Here is a 15,451-nt window from a genome sequence, read left to right as displayed (position 1 = left end):
AGATGTGTATAAGAGACAAGACGACGGACCGCGACGCCTCCGGGCAGGAATCCGGCGGACAAGGCCCAGCCCTGCGCTCGCTGGACGCGGACGCGGTACAGGTCGGCTGGCGCGCCACGCTCGGCACCCTGCTTTCGGTGGTGCGGCCATGGCGCGGCACGCTGACCGCCACCATCCTGCTGGGCGTGGCGCGGGTCGCGGCCTACATCGGCGTCGGCGTGTTCAGCGCGCTGATCGTGGCCGCCATCCGCGACGGCCGCGACTATTCGGCCCTGATCGCCGGCCTGCTGGTCGCCGCGCCGCTGGCCGCGCTGTTCCACTGGCTCGAATCCTGGCTGGCCCACGCCATGGCGTACCAGCTGCTGGCCGACATGCGGGTCAAGCTCTACGACAAGCTGGAGCGCCTGGCCCCGGCTTACCTGTTGCAGCGCCGCTCCGGCGACCTGGTGGCGCTGGCCACCCAGGACGTGGAAATGGTGGAGTACTTCTACGCGCACACCATCGCCCCCGCCATCGTCTCGGTCCTGGTGCCGCTGTCGGTGCTGGGTTTCCTGGGCGTCTACAGCTGGCCGGTGGCGCTGGCGCTGCTGCCCTTCCTGGCCTATGCGCTGGTGTCGCCGGTGCGCGGACGCCGCAAGGTCGACGCGCTGGGCGACAAGGCGCGCGAGGCGCTGGGCGAGATGAGCGCCCACACCACCGACACCATCCAGGGCCTGGCCGACCTGACCGCCTTCCAGGCCACCGGCCGCCGGCGCGATGAATTCCTGCGGGTGGCGGACCATTACCGCACGCGCCGCCTGGACATCCTGGACGACCTGTCGCGCCAGACCGCGGGCTTTGAAATCGCGATGGGCTTGGGTGGCCTGGCGGTTGCCGTCGTGGGCGCGCTGCAGGTATCGGGCGGCGCGCTGTCGGCCGGCATGCTGCCTTTGCTGGTGCTGATCGCCCTGGCGACCTTCTTGCCAGTCTCCGAGATCTCGCAGGTCAGCCGGCAATTGGCGGACACCATCGCCGCCACCCGCCGCCTGCACGTGGTCGCCAACGAGCCCGAACCCGTGACCGACGGACCGCTGCCGGCGCCCGTCTCCGCCCACGGCCTGTCGCTGGCCTTCGACCACGTGAGCTTCGCTTATCCAGGCAAGACCGCGGACACCTTGCGCGACCTGAGCTTCAAGGTGCCGGCCGGCGCCACCGTGGCGGTGGTGGGCGCATCGGGCGCGGGCAAGAGCACCGTGGCCAGCCTGCTGCTGCGCTTCTGGGATCCGCGCGCGGGACAGGTCAAGCTCGATGGCGTGGACCTGCGGGAACTGCAGCTCGACGGCCTGCGCGAACGCGTGGCGCTGGTGACGCAGGACACCTATCTGTTCAACGACACGCTGGAAGGCAACATCCGCCTGGCCCGCCCCGAAGCCAGCCCCGAGGACCTGGCGCGCGCGCTGGAACAGGCTGCGCTGGCGGACTTCGTGCACGCCCTGCCGGAAGGCCTGGCGACGCGAGTGGGCGAACGCGGCATGCAGCTATCCGGCGGCCAGCGCCAACGCATCTCGATTGCCCGCGCCTTCCTGAAGAACGCGCCCGTGCTGATCCTGGACGAAGCCACCTCGCACCTGGACACCTTGTCGGAAATGCAGGTGCGCGGCGCGCTGGACGTGCTGATGCGCCATCGGACCACGCTGGTCATCGCGCACCGCCTGTCGACGATACGCGATGCCGACCTGATCCTGGTGCTGGATCGCGGCACGCTGGCGGAGGCCGGCACGCACGACCAGTTGCTCAGACGGCAAGGGGTCTATGCGCGCCTGGCCAGCCACCAGGGCGGCTACGCCGTCAATAGCGCAACGTCTCTACCGACTTAGCGTTGGCGCGCACTTCCGCATCCGTGAACCAGACCCGCTTGTTGCCGAAGCTGGTGTACAGGTCGAACTGGTCGCGGATGTGGGGCGACGGCGTGCCGTCCGGGGCGACAAAACCGCTTTGCCCCGGCGCCACCACGTCCACCGCGCGCACGCCTTTGCCATCGAACACCGTCATGTTGTTCTCGGTGCCGCGGTTCTGCGTGGCCGGAAAGCTCAGCACCGCCTTGTCATCCGCCTGCGGCACGCCCAGGAAATTCTTGGGCGCGAACACCATGGGCGGCGCGGGTATGCGCCAGCTTGCCGGATCCTGGCCGTAGGTCTTCTGCAAGGCCGCCAGCGCATCGTCCAGCGCGGCCAGGCTCACGTCCCGCGGCCGCTGGCCATTGAAGAAGTCGTACTTCTGCGGCACGCCCGAATCGCGGCCGGCCAGCGCGTTGAACAGCGCCTTCACCCCCACCGTCAGGTTGACCGAACCCGTGGCGGGCGCCGCCTGTGTCGGATAGCCGGTGGCGCTGTACCACTTGAAAAAGTCCGCGGGCATCTCGTCGGCCAGCGTGCGCTTGAGCATGGCGCGCAGCCAGGCGTCCATCACGGCAGGTCCCGCGTTGTCGTAGTAGCCGGCCTGCTTGTCGCTGGTGGCCATGCCGTCCCAGGACGCCAGCCCCGCAACCAGCCCGGCCCGCGCATCGTCCGCCGGCAAGCCCTGCACCGCCTGCTGCAAATACGGCAGGAAGTGGCGGAGGTTGACGTCGGCATAGCTGGTGGTGCGGATCAGGTCCCACATCTGCTGCGCGCTGACCTTGCCGCCGTTGGCCGTCATGGCTTTCAGGCGGGTCTCGATCTCGGCGTAGCGGTCGGCCTGGCCCCACACGATGGCGAACAGGTCGGTGGACGGATAACCGCGCATGGGCTGGTTGTTCCAGTTGGCGATGAAGCCCTGGCGCGGGTTGTAGACCTGCGGATTGGTCGAGAACGGCAGCATGCCGTCCCAGTCCATCTCGCCCGTGCCCGGCACGGGCAGGCGCGGATCATGGCCCGGACGACGCTTGGGATAGAAGCCCGTGTGCGCGTAGCCGATGTTGCCCTTGTCGTCGGCGTAGTACCAGTTGATGGTCAGCGCGTGGCGCGCCGCCTGCTGCTTCCACTGGTCCCAGTTGCGCGACTGCGCCTTGTGGGTCCAGGCCATCAGCGATTGCAGCTCATAGCCTTCCCAGGCGCGCGCCTTGGCATAGGCCACGTGCTGCTTGTCGTCGAACTTGGTGACGATGCCGTGCACCGTGCGGTACACGTCCATCACCACCGGCTGCCCATCCTTGACCTCGATGAGCTCGGTGCGCTTTTCCATCGTCTTCCAGACGCCGTCGTGGAAGTAGCGGGTGCGGTCGTTCGGGTCGAGCTTTTCGGCGTAGATGTCCACGTCGTCGCCAAAGCCCGCGGTCGAGCCCCAGGTCACGTGCGCATTGTGGCCGAACAGGATGCTGGGATAGGCGAACGGCGTGTTGCCCACCACGTCGAAACCCGCGCCGTGCAGGCCGATGCCGTAGGTGTAGGCGGGATTCCACCAGCCGAACTGCGGCCCGTTCAGCAGGATGGAACGAGCGTCCTTGGCGTGGTCGCGGCCCACGATCCACATGTTGCTGGTGGTCGGAAAACCGGCGATGCCCGGCTGCCCCGATTCCGCGAACTGCGCCAGCAGGCGTGCCGACGCGGCCGCGGGCGTCTCATCCAGCACGCCGCGCGTCTGCGGATCGCGCGCCACGCGTTCCAGCATGGGCGGCGTGCCGTCGTAGCGCGGCAGCGCATAGGACAGCTTGGCGGACGGCTTGGCGCCATCGGGCCGGTACACGCCCTCTTCCTCGGGCACGGTGGTGGGCGCGCGGCTGTCGGTCATCCAGCGCAGCTGGTTGAAGATCTGCATGGCGCGCTCGTCGCCATGCTGGTCCTTCAGGGCAGTCAGCAGCGCCAGGTTGTCGATCTCGCTGTTGGCATCGGAAAAACGATTGGCCATGGTGCCCACGAACACCATCGCCACGTCATAGGCCGTCCAGTCCGCGGGCTGGAAACGCAGATCGTTGAATTCCTTGGGCATCAGGCTGCCGGGCTCGGCCCGCACCCGCGCGATCCAGGCGTTCATGCCGGCCGCATAGCCGTCCAGGATCTGCCGCTCGGATACGGGCAGCGCGGCCAATTGGCGCTGGATGCGCTCGGGCGAGAAATTGCCGCGGATGGATTTGTCGAACGCCACCATGGGCTGGCCCAGCACCTCGGCCACGCGGCCCTGGGTACTGCGCCGCGCCATTTCCATCTGGAACAGGCGGTCCTGCGCCACCGCATAGCCGTAGCCATAGAAAATGCCGTACACGGTGTTGGCGTACACATGGGGCATGCCATAGCCGTCGCGCCGGATCGTGACCTGGCCGCTGGCCGCGCCGGCCGGACGCAACGCGGCCTCGGAATGCTTCTGAGCGTGCTGCTGGACTTCCTGGGCATGGGCTTGGGCGCCCATGGCCGCGCAGGCCGCCAGGATGGCGGCCGACAACAAGTGCTGCTTCATTCGAATCTGTCTCCGTATTTGACGAGCCGCGCCGCGGTGCGAGTCCCGGGCACGGTTTGCGGCGCCTCTGCGGGCGCCGTCTGCGGACCATGATACGAACAGCCTATCTATAATTCCAATGCATTTATTTCATAGTATTTATGCGGCTTGGACATGGATTTCCAGAAACTCAAACACCTGCTGGCGGTGGTCGAACACGGGACTTACTCGCGCGCCGCAGAGGCGGTCAACCTGTCGCAACCGGCGCTCAGCCGCAGCATCCAGGCGCTCGAAGCCGAACTGGGCCTGCCTCTGCTCGACCGCGGCACCCGTCGCGTGCGCCTCACGCCCTACGGCGCCTGCGTAGCCGAACGCGCGCGCCGCATGCGCTTCGAAGAAGCGGAGCTGCAGCGCGAACTGAAAACACTGCACAGCGGCGAATCGGGCACGCTGTCCATCGGCCTGAGCCCGGCGCCCGCATCGCTGCTGCTGTCGCCCTTCCTGGCCCACATGGCAGAGCGCCATCCCCAGGTACGCGTGGGCGTCGAACTGGGCGCCACCGCCGCCTTGCTGGAAATGCTGCGCGACGAACGCATCGACGCCATGGTCTGCGACGCCCGCATGCTGTATGACGCGGCCGACCTGGAAACCCGCGCCCTGCCCCCGCTGCGCGCGGGCCTGGTGTGTCGCAAGGGCCATCCCATCCTTGCCCACAAGCGGCCCGGCATAGAACAGGTCCGCCAGTACCCCGTGGCATCCACCACCCTCAGCCCGGAAGTCTCGCTGCGGCTCGCGGAAACCCTGGGGCCGGGCGGCGCGCCGGAACAAATGGTCACCCACCGCTGCGAGAATCTGGACGCGCTGGTGGAACTGGCGCTGCGCACGGACGCCTTGCTGCTGGGCGTGATCTGCGTCACGCGGCAGCAGCAGGAAGCCGGGCTGCTGGTCGAAGTGCCGATCCCGTCCGACCCGCAGCGCCAGGGGCACTATGCGCTGGCCCGGCTGGCGGGGCGCACTCCGTTGACGGCACAGGATGCGCTGTATGAGTTCACCCGGGAATGTTGGAACGGATTCTTGGCACCTATCGGCGCGTCGCCAGCCTGAAAAGGACGAAGCTGAGCAGCGCAGCCGCAATGTTGTAAAGCATGGCCGCCGCCAGCGCGCCTCCGTAGATCGATGCGCCGTCGCTGGCGGGCAAGCTCCCCGCGGCCTCAAGCATCGTGAAGATGACGCCGCCCACTACCGCCACGCCCGCGGAAGTCCCGACGACTTGCAAGGTGCTGAGCATGCCGGAAGCCATGCCGGCCTGTTCCTCCTGCACCGCCCCCAGAATGGCGTTGAATGCCAGCGGGATCACCAGCCCTTGCCCCGCGCCATTCAGCACCAGTGACGCCACCAACAGCGCCAGATTCTGGGGCTGCGTGGCGGCGGTAACCGCGGACAGCGCCAAGCCCGCGGTAAAGGCCAGCACACCGAACAGCAGCGCCCCGCGTCCATAGCGGGTGGCCAGTTTCGGACCGGCAAGCGACGCGCCAAAGAACGCCAGCGCCGAAGGCGTGAACACGGCGCCCGCCGCCAGCGGCGCGAACCCCAGCCCGAACTGCAACAGCAGCGTCAACGCGAAGAAGAACGAACTGATGGCTGAAAAAAAGAAAAACACCGCGCCTATGCCTGCCACGAATGGCCGGTTGGCAAACAACCCCATATCCAGCACAGGCACGCCACCGCGCCGGGCCAGCGCTTTCTCATAGCGGACGAAATACGCCAGCACACCCAACGCCAGCACGGGCCCCGCAAGCGACCACCAGGGCCATCCATGCTCTCGTCCCTCCATGACAGGCACCAGGATCAGGGCCAGCCCGGCAGCGCCCGCAAGCGCGCCGCGCAGGTCCACCCGCGTCGGAACCGGCGCGCGCCATTCGGGAAGCGCCCGCCGCCCCGCCAGCAATGCAGCAATGCCGATCGGGACGTTGATGAGAAACACCAGCCGCCACCCCAAGTCCAGCGGATTCAGCGTGATGAGCATGCCGCCCAGCAACTGCGAAATGCTTGCGGCCACGCCCTGCACCGCGCCCATGATGCCGAACGCGCGCCTGCGCGCCTCGCCCTCGAACACCACTCTTATCGAAGCCAGCACTTGCGGCATCAGCACGCCCGCCCCCACGCCCTGCAGGGCGCGCGCCAGGATGAGCTGCCACGGCGTGACCGCCACCCCGCATAACGCCGAAGCCACGGTGAACAGCCCCATGCCGGCCAGGAACAAGCGCCGCCGCCCGAACAGGTCGCCCAAACGCGCGCCATTGATCAGGCACAAGCCATAAGCCAAAGCGTAAGCCACCACGATCAGCTGCAAATCGGTATCCGATGCCGACAAGCCGCTCTGGATGCTGGGCAATGCGACATTGACGATGAAGAGATCCAGGATCGTCACGAAGTTGCCCGTCAACAGCACAGCGAGGGCGCGCCAGGGGCGGTTCTTTTCAGCTTGCAGCGCAAATTCAGCGTTCATTCTTCACATTTATATATGTACGATCGTATTTATAGTATCGTGAAAGAATGAAACCCGTGCAAGCAGAAAAACAAGGTCCGATGAAACCGTTGCCCCCCTCTCCCCCACCCGATGGCCGCCGCTTGCGCGGCGAGCGCGCGCGAGCCCGCGTGCTCGACGAAGCCGTAAAGCTCCTCTCCGTCGAAGGACTGGACGGCCTGACCTTCGGCCAGGTGGCCGACTTGGCTGAAGTGGGAAAAAGCAATCTTCAGGTTCTGTTCGGCGACAAGGAAAACCTGCAACTGGCGGCCTTGGCCCATGCGATAGGCCTGTACCAGACCCAGGTTGTCGAGCCAGCCATGCGCAAGCGCACGCCGCTGACGCGGCTGCGCGCCCTGATGAACGGCTGGTTCGATTTCGTGGAAACCCGCCAGCTTCCGGGCGGCTGCGTCATCACCGCAGTAAGCAGCGAATATCGTGCGCGTCCCGGCCCCTTGCGCGACGCCATCCAGCAATACCGCGAAGCAGGACGCACGCGTCTTTACGGATTGATCCGCGAGGCCCGGGCGCAGGGGCAAATCGCAGCCGACGCCGACGAGGCGAAACTGGTCATGGAGCTGCTGGCCTACCAGGCATATGCCAACGTCGCCGCGTCGATGGACGACCATGCGGAGTTCGGCCGCGCCAAGGCGGCTGCCATGGAAGTGCTTGCAAAAGCGGCTCGCTGACAACGGCGAACCCGGGTTCCGGCCAGGCCGCCTACGCTTTCTTGCGGCCCGGTTCTTGCGCCGCCGCCTGCATGCTCAACCAATGCGCAACCGCCTGGACAGGCGCCGAGGGCGGCCGGTCGGCGGGCATGGCCAGATGGTAGGTATGCCCGGCGATCTCCGGGCCGAAGGGCTGCACCAGATGGCCCGCTTCCAATTCTTCGGCGATCAACGCCAGGCTGACCAGCGCCACGCCATGGCCGGCGACGGCGGCCTGTATGGCGTGGCCTTCATCGGAAAAGCGCAACTGGCCCGCCTGCCGCGGCAAGGAACGCTGCGCGACCGCGAACCAGCGCTCCCAGGTCGGATTGTCCGGATGGGACCACTTCCAGTTGAAACGGATCAATGGCACGCCGGCCAGATCGTCCGGCGATGCCACGCCCAGCCGCGGATTCGCCACGGGCGCGAAGCGGTCCGTGAACAGCGGCTGCGCGACGAGGCCCGGATACGGCCCGCGGCCATAGCGGATTGCGATATCCACCGCGGCCGATCGCAGGTCGACCACGTCGTCGCTGGCTTGCAACTGTAGATCGATGCCCGGATGCTTGCTGCGGAAATCCGCCATGCGCGGCACCAGCCATTTCACCGTGAACGCGTTGGTCGCGGAGATGGTCACCTGCATCCGCGTGCGCTGCTGCGTCAAACGCGCCAGCGCCGCCTCGAAGGCATCGAAACCATCCCGCAGCACAGGATAGAGCTGTGCGCCCGCCTCGGTCAGCGACACCCTGCGCACGTGGCGATCGAACAGCGCCAGCCCGGTCTGCGCTTCCAACGCGCGGATCTGATGGCTGACGGCGGTCGGCGTGACGGCCAGTTCCTCGGCGGCGGCCTTGAAACTGCCCAGGCGCGCGGCGGCCTCGAATACGCGCAGTCCAGAGAGCGGAAGAGATCGGCGTTGCATGGTAATAGATGAGATTTTCTCATCTTATAGCTGATAAATGAACCTTTGTCAGCGTCCCGGCAGATTCCTACATTTACGGCATGGACCAGCGATTCTCGCGCTGATTCACAGATCAACCATAAATGAAGGAAATCGCATCATGCTACAGCGCGTCATCACCCAGCCCGACAACTACGAACCCTTCCTGCTGTCGCAAGGCATCCAGTTCGGCAATCTGCTGTTCATCTCCGGCCAGGCTGGCGCCGGCGATGACGGCAAGATCGTCGAGGGCGGCTTTCTGGCCCAGGGCGAACAAGCCTTCCTGAACTTGCGCCGCGCGCTCGAAGCCGGCGGCTCCAGCCTGAAGGACGTCATCAAGGTGACCATCTTCGTCACCGACATGGGGCACTTCCGGGATGTGGTCACGCTGCGCCGCCGCCACTTCTCGGCTCCCTACCCCGCCGACACGATCGCCGAGATCAAGGCGCTCTACGACCCGGCCGCCATGATCGAGATCGAGGCCATAGCCGCCGTCCGTCCGCAGGAGGGCCGTTGACATGGGCGCGCTCGACTATCGTACGAACGACGCGGCGCAGGCCGGACTGTTCACGCCGCTGCAGCTGGAAAGGGGCCTGACCCTGGCCAATCGTCTCGCCGTCGCCCCCATGACCCGCGTCAGCGCCACGGAAGATGGCCGCGCCACGCCGCAGATGGCCGATTACTACGCAGCCTTCGCGGCCGGCGGCTTCGGCCTGGTGATCACCGAGGGCATCTATACCGACCGGGCGCATGCGCAGGGCTACCTGTTCCAGCCCGGCCTGACCGACGACGCCCAGCGCGACGCCTGGCGCGCCGTGGTCGACCGTGTACATGCGCACGGCGGCCGCATCGTCGCGCAGCTCATGCATGCGGGTGCGCTGTCGCAGGGCAACCCATACCGCGGCACGACGAAGGGTCCCTCGGCCGTACAGCCCAAGGGACAGCAGATGGCGTTCTATCGGGGCGATGGGCCGTACCGGACGCCTGAAGCCATGTCGGACGAGGACATCGCGGAGGCCATCGACGGCTTTGCCCAGGCCGCGCGCCGGGCGCAGGAGGCCGGCTTCGACGGCGTCGAGATACACGGCGCCAACGGCTACCTGCTGGACCAGTTCCTCACCACCCACACCAATCTGCGCACAGACCGCTATGGCGGCAACCTGGACAACCGGCTGCGCTTGACGCTGGAAGTCATCCAGGCCGTACGCCAGGCTACGGGGCAGCGCTATGTCGTGGGCGTGCGCAGCTCCCAGGGCAAGGTCAATGACTTCACCCACAAGTGGGAAGGCGGCGAGGCGGATGCGGCGCAGATCTACCGCACGCTGGGCGCCCAGCCCATCGACTACCTGCACACGACCGAGTTCGAGGCCTGGCGTCCGGCTTTTGGAGATCAGGGCCCAAGCCTCGCGGCATTGGCGCGGCGGCACGTCGCGGTCCCGGTGCTGGCCAACGGATCGCTGCATGACCCGATGGCGGCCAACGGGATGATGGCGCGGCAGGAAGCGGACTTCGTTTCGCTCGGGCGCGGCGCGCTGACGCATGCCGATTGGCCCGCAAGATTGCGCGCGGGCGCGGCGATGGAGAGTTTTGATCGGGGGTTGCTGGCGCCGATTGCGGATCTGGCCAATGCGGCGCGGCATCGCGAGGCACGCCCGGAATGATGATCCTATACAATTAGCAATCATTCCCATTAGCGTTTGAACGGAAGCCCCCTTGCCTAGCGCCGACTTTGCCTCCTCCGACGATTTCGTCAGCCTGTATCGAGAGCATCACGGCTGGCTCGTGCAGATGCTGCGCCGCCGGCTCAGCGGCAACACCGAAAACGCCGCGGACCTGGCGCACGACACCTTCGAACGCGTCATGCGCAGCGAGTCGCGCGCGGCGTTCGCCGAGCCGCGCGGTTTCCTCACCACCGTCGCCAAGCGCCTCCTTATCGACCAGTCGCGCCGCCGCGCGGTGGAACAGGCCTATCTGGAAACGCTGGCCTCGCGCAGCGAGGCCGTCGAGCCCAGTCCCGAAACGCATGCGCTGGTGATGGAGGCGCTGAACGCCGTATGCCGCATGCTGGAGCAGTTGCCGCCGCGGGCGCGCCGGGTCTTCGTGCTGGCGCAGGTGGAAGGCCTGCCCTACCGCGACATCGCCCAGCAGCTCGACATTTCGGTGGCGGCCGTGCAGCGCGACATCGTCAAGGCCTGGGAGCATTGCTACGCGGTGCTGTACGCATGAACGCCGCCCAAGCCGAACGGCTGCATCCCGACATCATCAAGCAGGCGGCGCTCTGGATGATGCGGACCGGGGACGCGCCCGATGCGGCCACGCAAGCCGCCTGTGCGGCTTGGCGTCAGGCAGACGCGCGCCACGAACTGGCTTGGCAGCGCCTGCAGGGCATCGGGCGCGAGGTCCACACCATCAACACCGGCAAGGTGTCCGAAGGCGCCGCCAGCCAGACCATCCTGCGTTACTGCGAGCAGCGTTCGCGCCGCAGCGTCATGAAATGGGCCGCGGGCGGCATCTGCCTGGGCACGCTGGCATGGGCGGGCGCGCGCGAAGGCTGGTGGGAAGGCAGCACCGTCTATCGCACCGCCACCGGCGAGCAGCGGACCATGACCCTGCCCGACGGCACCCTCCTGACGCTGAACACCGACACTGCCGTGGCGTTGCGCTACGACGCGCAGCAACGCCGCGTCACGCTGCGCAGCGGAGAAATCCTGATCTCAACGGGCGCGGATGGCGCCGGACGCCCCTTCAGCGTGCAGACCCGGCACGGCCTGCTCACGCCGCTGGGCACGCGCTTTACCGTCCGCCAGCTGGACGACAGCGATGGCTCGACGCGCCTTGCCGTCTTTGAAGGGGCTGTGCGCGTGGATCCCGCCGGGCGGGTCGTGCATGCCGGCGAACAGGCGGAATTCGACGGACGCACGCTGGCTCCCGCAATCCGTGTCGACGGCACGGAGCCTGCCTGGGCCGCCGGCATGCTGGTCGCGAACCGCATGCGGCTGGACCAGTTCCTCGCGGAACTGGGGCGCTACCGCGTCGGCATCCTGCGTTGCGACCCCAGGGTGGCGGACCTCGAAGTCACCGGGGCGTTCCGCATCGACGACACCGACCGGGCGCTGGAAGTCCTGGCCGGCGTGCTGGACCTGAGGCTGCGATACCGCACGCGCTACTGGGTCAGCGTCGATCGCGCCTGACGTGCAGAGCCTCAGCCTGGGCGGTCTTCCAGGAAATTTGTAACGACGGCGAAGATTTTCGGATGTGGTTCGTTAGACATAGAGACAGACCCGAGGCGCCCGCGGTCTGGCCTTACCCATCGACGAACCAGGAAGCCCTCATGGCAGCACGCCATACACCCTCTACTCTTGCCGCGCCCCAGACCCCCGGGGCAGTCCCGGCGCGCTTGCGCCTTGCCGTCCATCTGGCCTTGGCCGCAATGGCCCCGCTCGCCGCGCCCGCCGTGTCCTGGGCCCAGCCCGCGACCGCGCAAGGGGTCGCCTTCGCCATCGCCCCCACGACGCTGGACGAAGCGCTGGGCCAGTTCGGAGTCGCCGCCAACGTCACCGTGGCCGCGTCGCCGACGCTGACCCGCGGGGTGATGACGCAAGGGCTTACAGGCCGCTACACCGCGGAACAGGGCCTCACGCGCCTGCTCGCAGGCACGGGCCTGCAAGCCGTGGCCAACGCCAACGGAGAGGGTTATCACCTGCGCCGCATTCCGCAGGGCGACGCGACCACGCTCGCGCCAGTCACGGTGACCGGCATGGCCGACCCGGCCGTCACCGAAGGCACGGGCAGCTATACCAGCGGGTTCGTGACCATAGGCAAGGGCGAGCAGACCCTGAAGGAGATTCCGCAGTCGGTCACGGTGGTGACGCGCCAGCGCATGGACGACCAGAACGCCAACACGCTGGACGACGTGCTGGCCAATAGCACCGGCATGACGCTCTACAAGAGCCCGATGGGCGGCAACTATGTGTTCTCGCGCGGCTTCCGCGTCGACAGCTACCAGTTCGACGGCGTCAACCGCGCGTTCTATTACCCCCAGGCCAACAGCTTCACCAGCAGCACCGTGATCCTGGACCGCGTCGAAATCATCCGCGGCGCCACCGGCCTGCTGCAGGGCGCCGGCTCGCCCAGCGCCGCGGTCAACCTGGTGCGCAAGCGGCCGCTGGCCGAAAACCAGGTGCAGTTGTTAGCCAGCGGCGGCTCCTGGAACAACTACCGCGCCGACATCGATGCGACCGGCCCCTTGAACGCGTCGGGCTCCCTGCGCGGACGCGCCGTGGCCAGCTACAACGACCGGGACTACTTCTACGACAACGCCGACAGCCGCACCGGTGTGCTGTATGGCGTACTCAGCTACGACCTGGGCCCCGCCACCACCTTGACCGGCGGCGTCAGCTACGAAGAACTGCGATCCACGCCGTTCTTCCACGGCCTGCCCCACTACACCAACGGCGACGACATCGGGCTGAAGCGTTCGACCTCGCTCTCGCAAGACTGGAACCGCTGGAACGGCAAGCAGACCACCGTGTTCGCCGAGCTTGCGCACCGCTTCAACCAGGACTGGTCGCTGAAACTCACCGGGACTTCCACCCAGGAGTCCAACGATTCCAAATACGCCTTCACCGAAGGCGCGGTCAATCCGGCCACCGGGCTGGGGCCGACGATGTACGCCGGCATCTTCGATTTCTCCACGCACAACAAGGCGCTCAACCTGGATGTGGACGGCGCGTTTGAGGCGCTGGGCCGCAAGCATTCGATCAGCGTGGGCGCCAGCATCAACGAACTGACCAGCAAGAACGATTTCGCGACCGCGCGCCTGAACCGCGCCGTAAACGTCTGGGACCCGGATCACCACGTGCCCGAGCCCACCGACGACTGGTTGCGCGAGAATGCCTACCGCGGCGCCGCGACCGTCATCACGATGAAGCAGACCGGCGTCTACGGCGTCGGCCGCTTCAAGCTGGCCGATCCGTTGACGCTGGTGGCGGGCGCCCGCGTCAGCTGGTACGAGAACACCGGCAAGTACCGCGACGACGGCAAGCAGTACACCGACCCCTACAAGGAAAACGGCGTCGTCACACCGTACGGCGGCCTGATCTACGCCTTCAATCCCCAGTGGTCCGGCTATGTCAGCTTTGCGGAAATCTTCGAGCCGCAGAACGCCGTGGACGCGTCGGGCCAGATACTCGACCCCATCATGGGCAAGAACTACGAAGCCGGCATCAAGGGCGAGCTGCTCGATGGCCGGGTCAACGCCTCGGTCGCTCTCTTCCGCGTCGACCAGAAGAACCGCGCCCAGCAAGACCTGGTCAGCGCCTGCACCGTGGGCGACATCTGCTATCTGTCCAGCGGCAAGGTACGCAGCCAGGGCGTGGACGCCGAAATCAGCGGCGAGGTGGCCCCGGGCTGGCAGCTGTTTGCCGGCTACACCTTCAACACCCTGAAGTTCCTGGACGACACCGAGGTATCGAGCACCAACTTTGGACGCACGGTGACGCCCAAGCACATCCTGCGCCTGTGGTCCGACTACCGCCTGCCCGGCGAATGGTCGGCGTGGACCTTGGGCGGCGGCGTGAACTACCAGACCGGCAGCTACACGGAAACCCGCTCGGTGCGGGTCTCGCAGGCGCCGTACGCCGTCTGGAATGCACGCATCGGCTACAAGATCAACAAGAACTGGTCGGCGGCATTGAACGTGAACAATCTGTTCGACAAGACCTACTACCAGACGATAGGCGCGCCGGGCTGGGGCAGCTTCTACGGCGAGCCCCGCAACGCGACGCTGACGGTGCGCGGGACCTTCTGATAGAGCGAAACGATTAAGTAAAATGGTTTTATCTCAATAAACCATGAATTTTCATCATGCTTGATCGTGTCCATCTATCCATCGTGCAGGAGGTCGAAAAGCAGGGTTCGCTGACTGCCGCCGCAGGCGTCCTGCACGTGACGCAGTCGGCCCTGAGCCACAGCATGAAAAAGCTGGAGCAGCAACTGGGCACCGACATCTGGCTGCGCGAAGGCCGCAGCCTGAGGCTCACGCAAGCCGGCCAATACCTGTTGGCGGTGGCCAACCGGGTATTGCCGCAACTGACCCTGGCCGAAGAACGACTGCGCCAGTTCGCCCAGGGAGAACGCGGGTCGCTGCGCATCGGCATGGAATGCCATCCCTGCTATCAATGGCTGCTGAAGATCGTCTCGCCGTATCTGGCAGCCTGGCCGGATGTGGACGTGGACGTGAAGCAGAAATTCCAGTTCGGCGGCATCGGGGCGCTGTTCGGCTACGAAATCGACCTGCTGGTCACGCCTGACCCGCTGAACAAACCCGGGCTCGTGTTCGAGCCCGTGTTCGACTACGAACAAGTGCTGGTCGTCGCCGGCAACCACCCTCTTGCCCGGGAGGAGTACGTCACTCCCAAACAGCTTGCCAACGAGGTACTGGTGGCTTATCCGGTGCCGGTGGACCGGCTCGACATCTACAACATGTTCCTGACGCCGGCCGGCATCATACCCAAGCGCCACAAGGCCATCGAGACCACCGACATCATGCTGCAAATGGTCGCCAGCGGCCGTGGGGTGGCGGCGTTGCCGCGGTGGCTGGTGCTGGAGTACGCGGACACGATGCATGTGGTGCCAGTCCGCTTGGGCAAGAAAGGCATTGCCAAACACATCTATCTGGGTGCACGCGAGGCAGATATCGGCATCGACTATCTGCGCGCGTTCATTGAACAAGCGAAAAAGCCTGCCACGGCTTGATTCGCGGCTGCTGCTGCTCGCCAGGCGGTCTGATCTTCCGGCAGATCGGCCGCGCGCTCATCCATGAATCAGACTAATTGATCCATTAGATCAATTCACTTTTATTCATGGATTGCCCGACATAAACTACGC

Annotated in this window: 11 protein-coding genes and 1 pseudogene; 9 read left to right on the top strand and 3 right to left on the bottom strand. The window is 66.3% G+C overall.

Annotation, left to right across the window (positions count from 1 at the left end):
• The coding region (gene cydC / locus DXK93_RS01010) for a thiol reductant ABC exporter subunit CydC (protein ID WP_119449077.1) at window positions 1-1,856 on the top strand (1,856 nt) is incomplete at its 5' end.
• On the opposite strand, the gene DXK93_RS01005 is transcribed toward cydC, so the two are convergent.
• Entirely contained in the window at window positions 1,828-4,410 is a 2,583-nt protein-coding gene (locus DXK93_RS01005) for a penicillin G acylase (RefSeq protein ID WP_119449076.1), read from the bottom strand. The two genes, cydC and DXK93_RS01005, sit on opposite strands and share 29 nt — an antisense overlap.
• Window positions 4,411-4,563: 153 nt before the next feature.
• Between DXK93_RS01005 and DXK93_RS01000 the strand changes: the two genes are divergently transcribed.
• Complete coding sequence (locus DXK93_RS01000) at window positions 4,564-5,493, top strand: LysR family transcriptional regulator (protein WP_054456525.1); 930 nt, start codon at window positions 4,564-4,566, stop codon at window positions 5,491-5,493.
• Here DXK93_RS01000 and DXK93_RS00995 read toward each other — a convergent pair.
• Window positions 5,471-6,898: an MFS transporter gene (locus DXK93_RS00995; RefSeq protein ID WP_119449075.1), complete on the bottom strand. Its 1,428-nt coding sequence runs from the start codon at window positions 6,896-6,898 to the stop codon at window positions 5,471-5,473. The genes DXK93_RS01000 and DXK93_RS00995 overlap by 23 nt on opposite strands.
• Before the next feature lie 15 nt (window positions 6,899-6,913).
• Between DXK93_RS00995 and DXK93_RS00990 the strand changes: the two are divergent.
• Window positions 6,914-7,605: pseudogene (locus DXK93_RS00990) on the top strand (TetR/AcrR family transcriptional regulator).
• Between the two features lie 31 nt (window positions 7,606-7,636).
• Here DXK93_RS00990 and DXK93_RS00985 read toward each other — a convergent pair.
• The gene (locus tag DXK93_RS00985; RefSeq protein WP_054456522.1) at window positions 7,637-8,545 is read right to left on the bottom strand and encodes a LysR substrate-binding domain-containing protein; all 909 of its coding nucleotides are present in this window, start codon (window positions 8,543-8,545) and stop codon (window positions 7,637-7,639) included.
• A gap of 139 nt (window positions 8,546-8,684) precedes the next feature.
• On the opposite strand from DXK93_RS00985, the gene DXK93_RS00980 reads away from it, so the two are divergent.
• The 6 genes from DXK93_RS00980 (at window position 8,685) to DXK93_RS00955 (ending at window position 15,319) form a co-directional block, all read left to right on the top strand.
• Window positions 8,685-9,080: a RidA family protein gene (locus DXK93_RS00980; protein ID WP_119449074.1), complete on the top strand. Its 396-nt coding sequence runs from the start codon at window positions 8,685-8,687 to the stop codon at window positions 9,078-9,080.
• A 1-nt stretch (window position 9,081) separates the two neighbouring features.
• Window positions 9,082-10,224 (top strand): NADH:flavin oxidoreductase, encoded by a 1,143-nt coding sequence (locus tag DXK93_RS00975; RefSeq protein ID WP_119449073.1) that lies wholly within the window; start codon window positions 9,082-9,084, stop codon window positions 10,222-10,224.
• 52 nt (window positions 10,225-10,276) lie between these two features.
• Window positions 10,277-10,789 carry a sigma-70 family RNA polymerase sigma factor gene (locus DXK93_RS00970; RefSeq protein ID WP_054456519.1) on the top strand — a complete coding sequence of 171 codons (513 nt, stop codon included), beginning with the start codon at window positions 10,277-10,279 and terminating at the stop codon, window positions 10,787-10,789.
• Window positions 10,786-11,754, top strand: a complete 969-nt coding sequence (locus tag DXK93_RS00965; protein ID WP_119449072.1) for a FecR domain-containing protein — start codon at window positions 10,786-10,788, stop codon at window positions 11,752-11,754. Before DXK93_RS00970 ends, DXK93_RS00965 begins: the two co-directional genes overlap by 4 nt.
• 239 nt (window positions 11,755-11,993) lie before the next feature.
• Window positions 11,994-14,372 carry a TonB-dependent receptor gene (locus DXK93_RS00960; RefSeq protein ID WP_233564477.1) on the top strand — a complete coding sequence of 793 codons (2,379 nt, stop codon included), beginning with the start codon at window positions 11,994-11,996 and terminating at the stop codon, window positions 14,370-14,372.
• A 56-nt stretch (window positions 14,373-14,428) separates the two neighbouring features.
• A complete protein-coding gene (locus DXK93_RS00955; protein ID WP_054456516.1) occupies window positions 14,429-15,319 on the top strand; it encodes a LysR family transcriptional regulator in 891 nt (296 codons plus the stop codon).
• The last annotated feature ends 132 nt before the right edge of the window (window positions 15,320-15,451 follow it).

The organism is Achromobacter sp. K91, from assembly GCF_003576205.1.
Lineage (GTDB): Bacteria > Pseudomonadota > Gammaproteobacteria > Burkholderiales > Burkholderiaceae_B > Achromobacter > Achromobacter aegrifaciens.
Note: the sequence above shows the minus strand (reverse complement) of the source record. Positions and strands in the feature narration are given on the sequence as shown.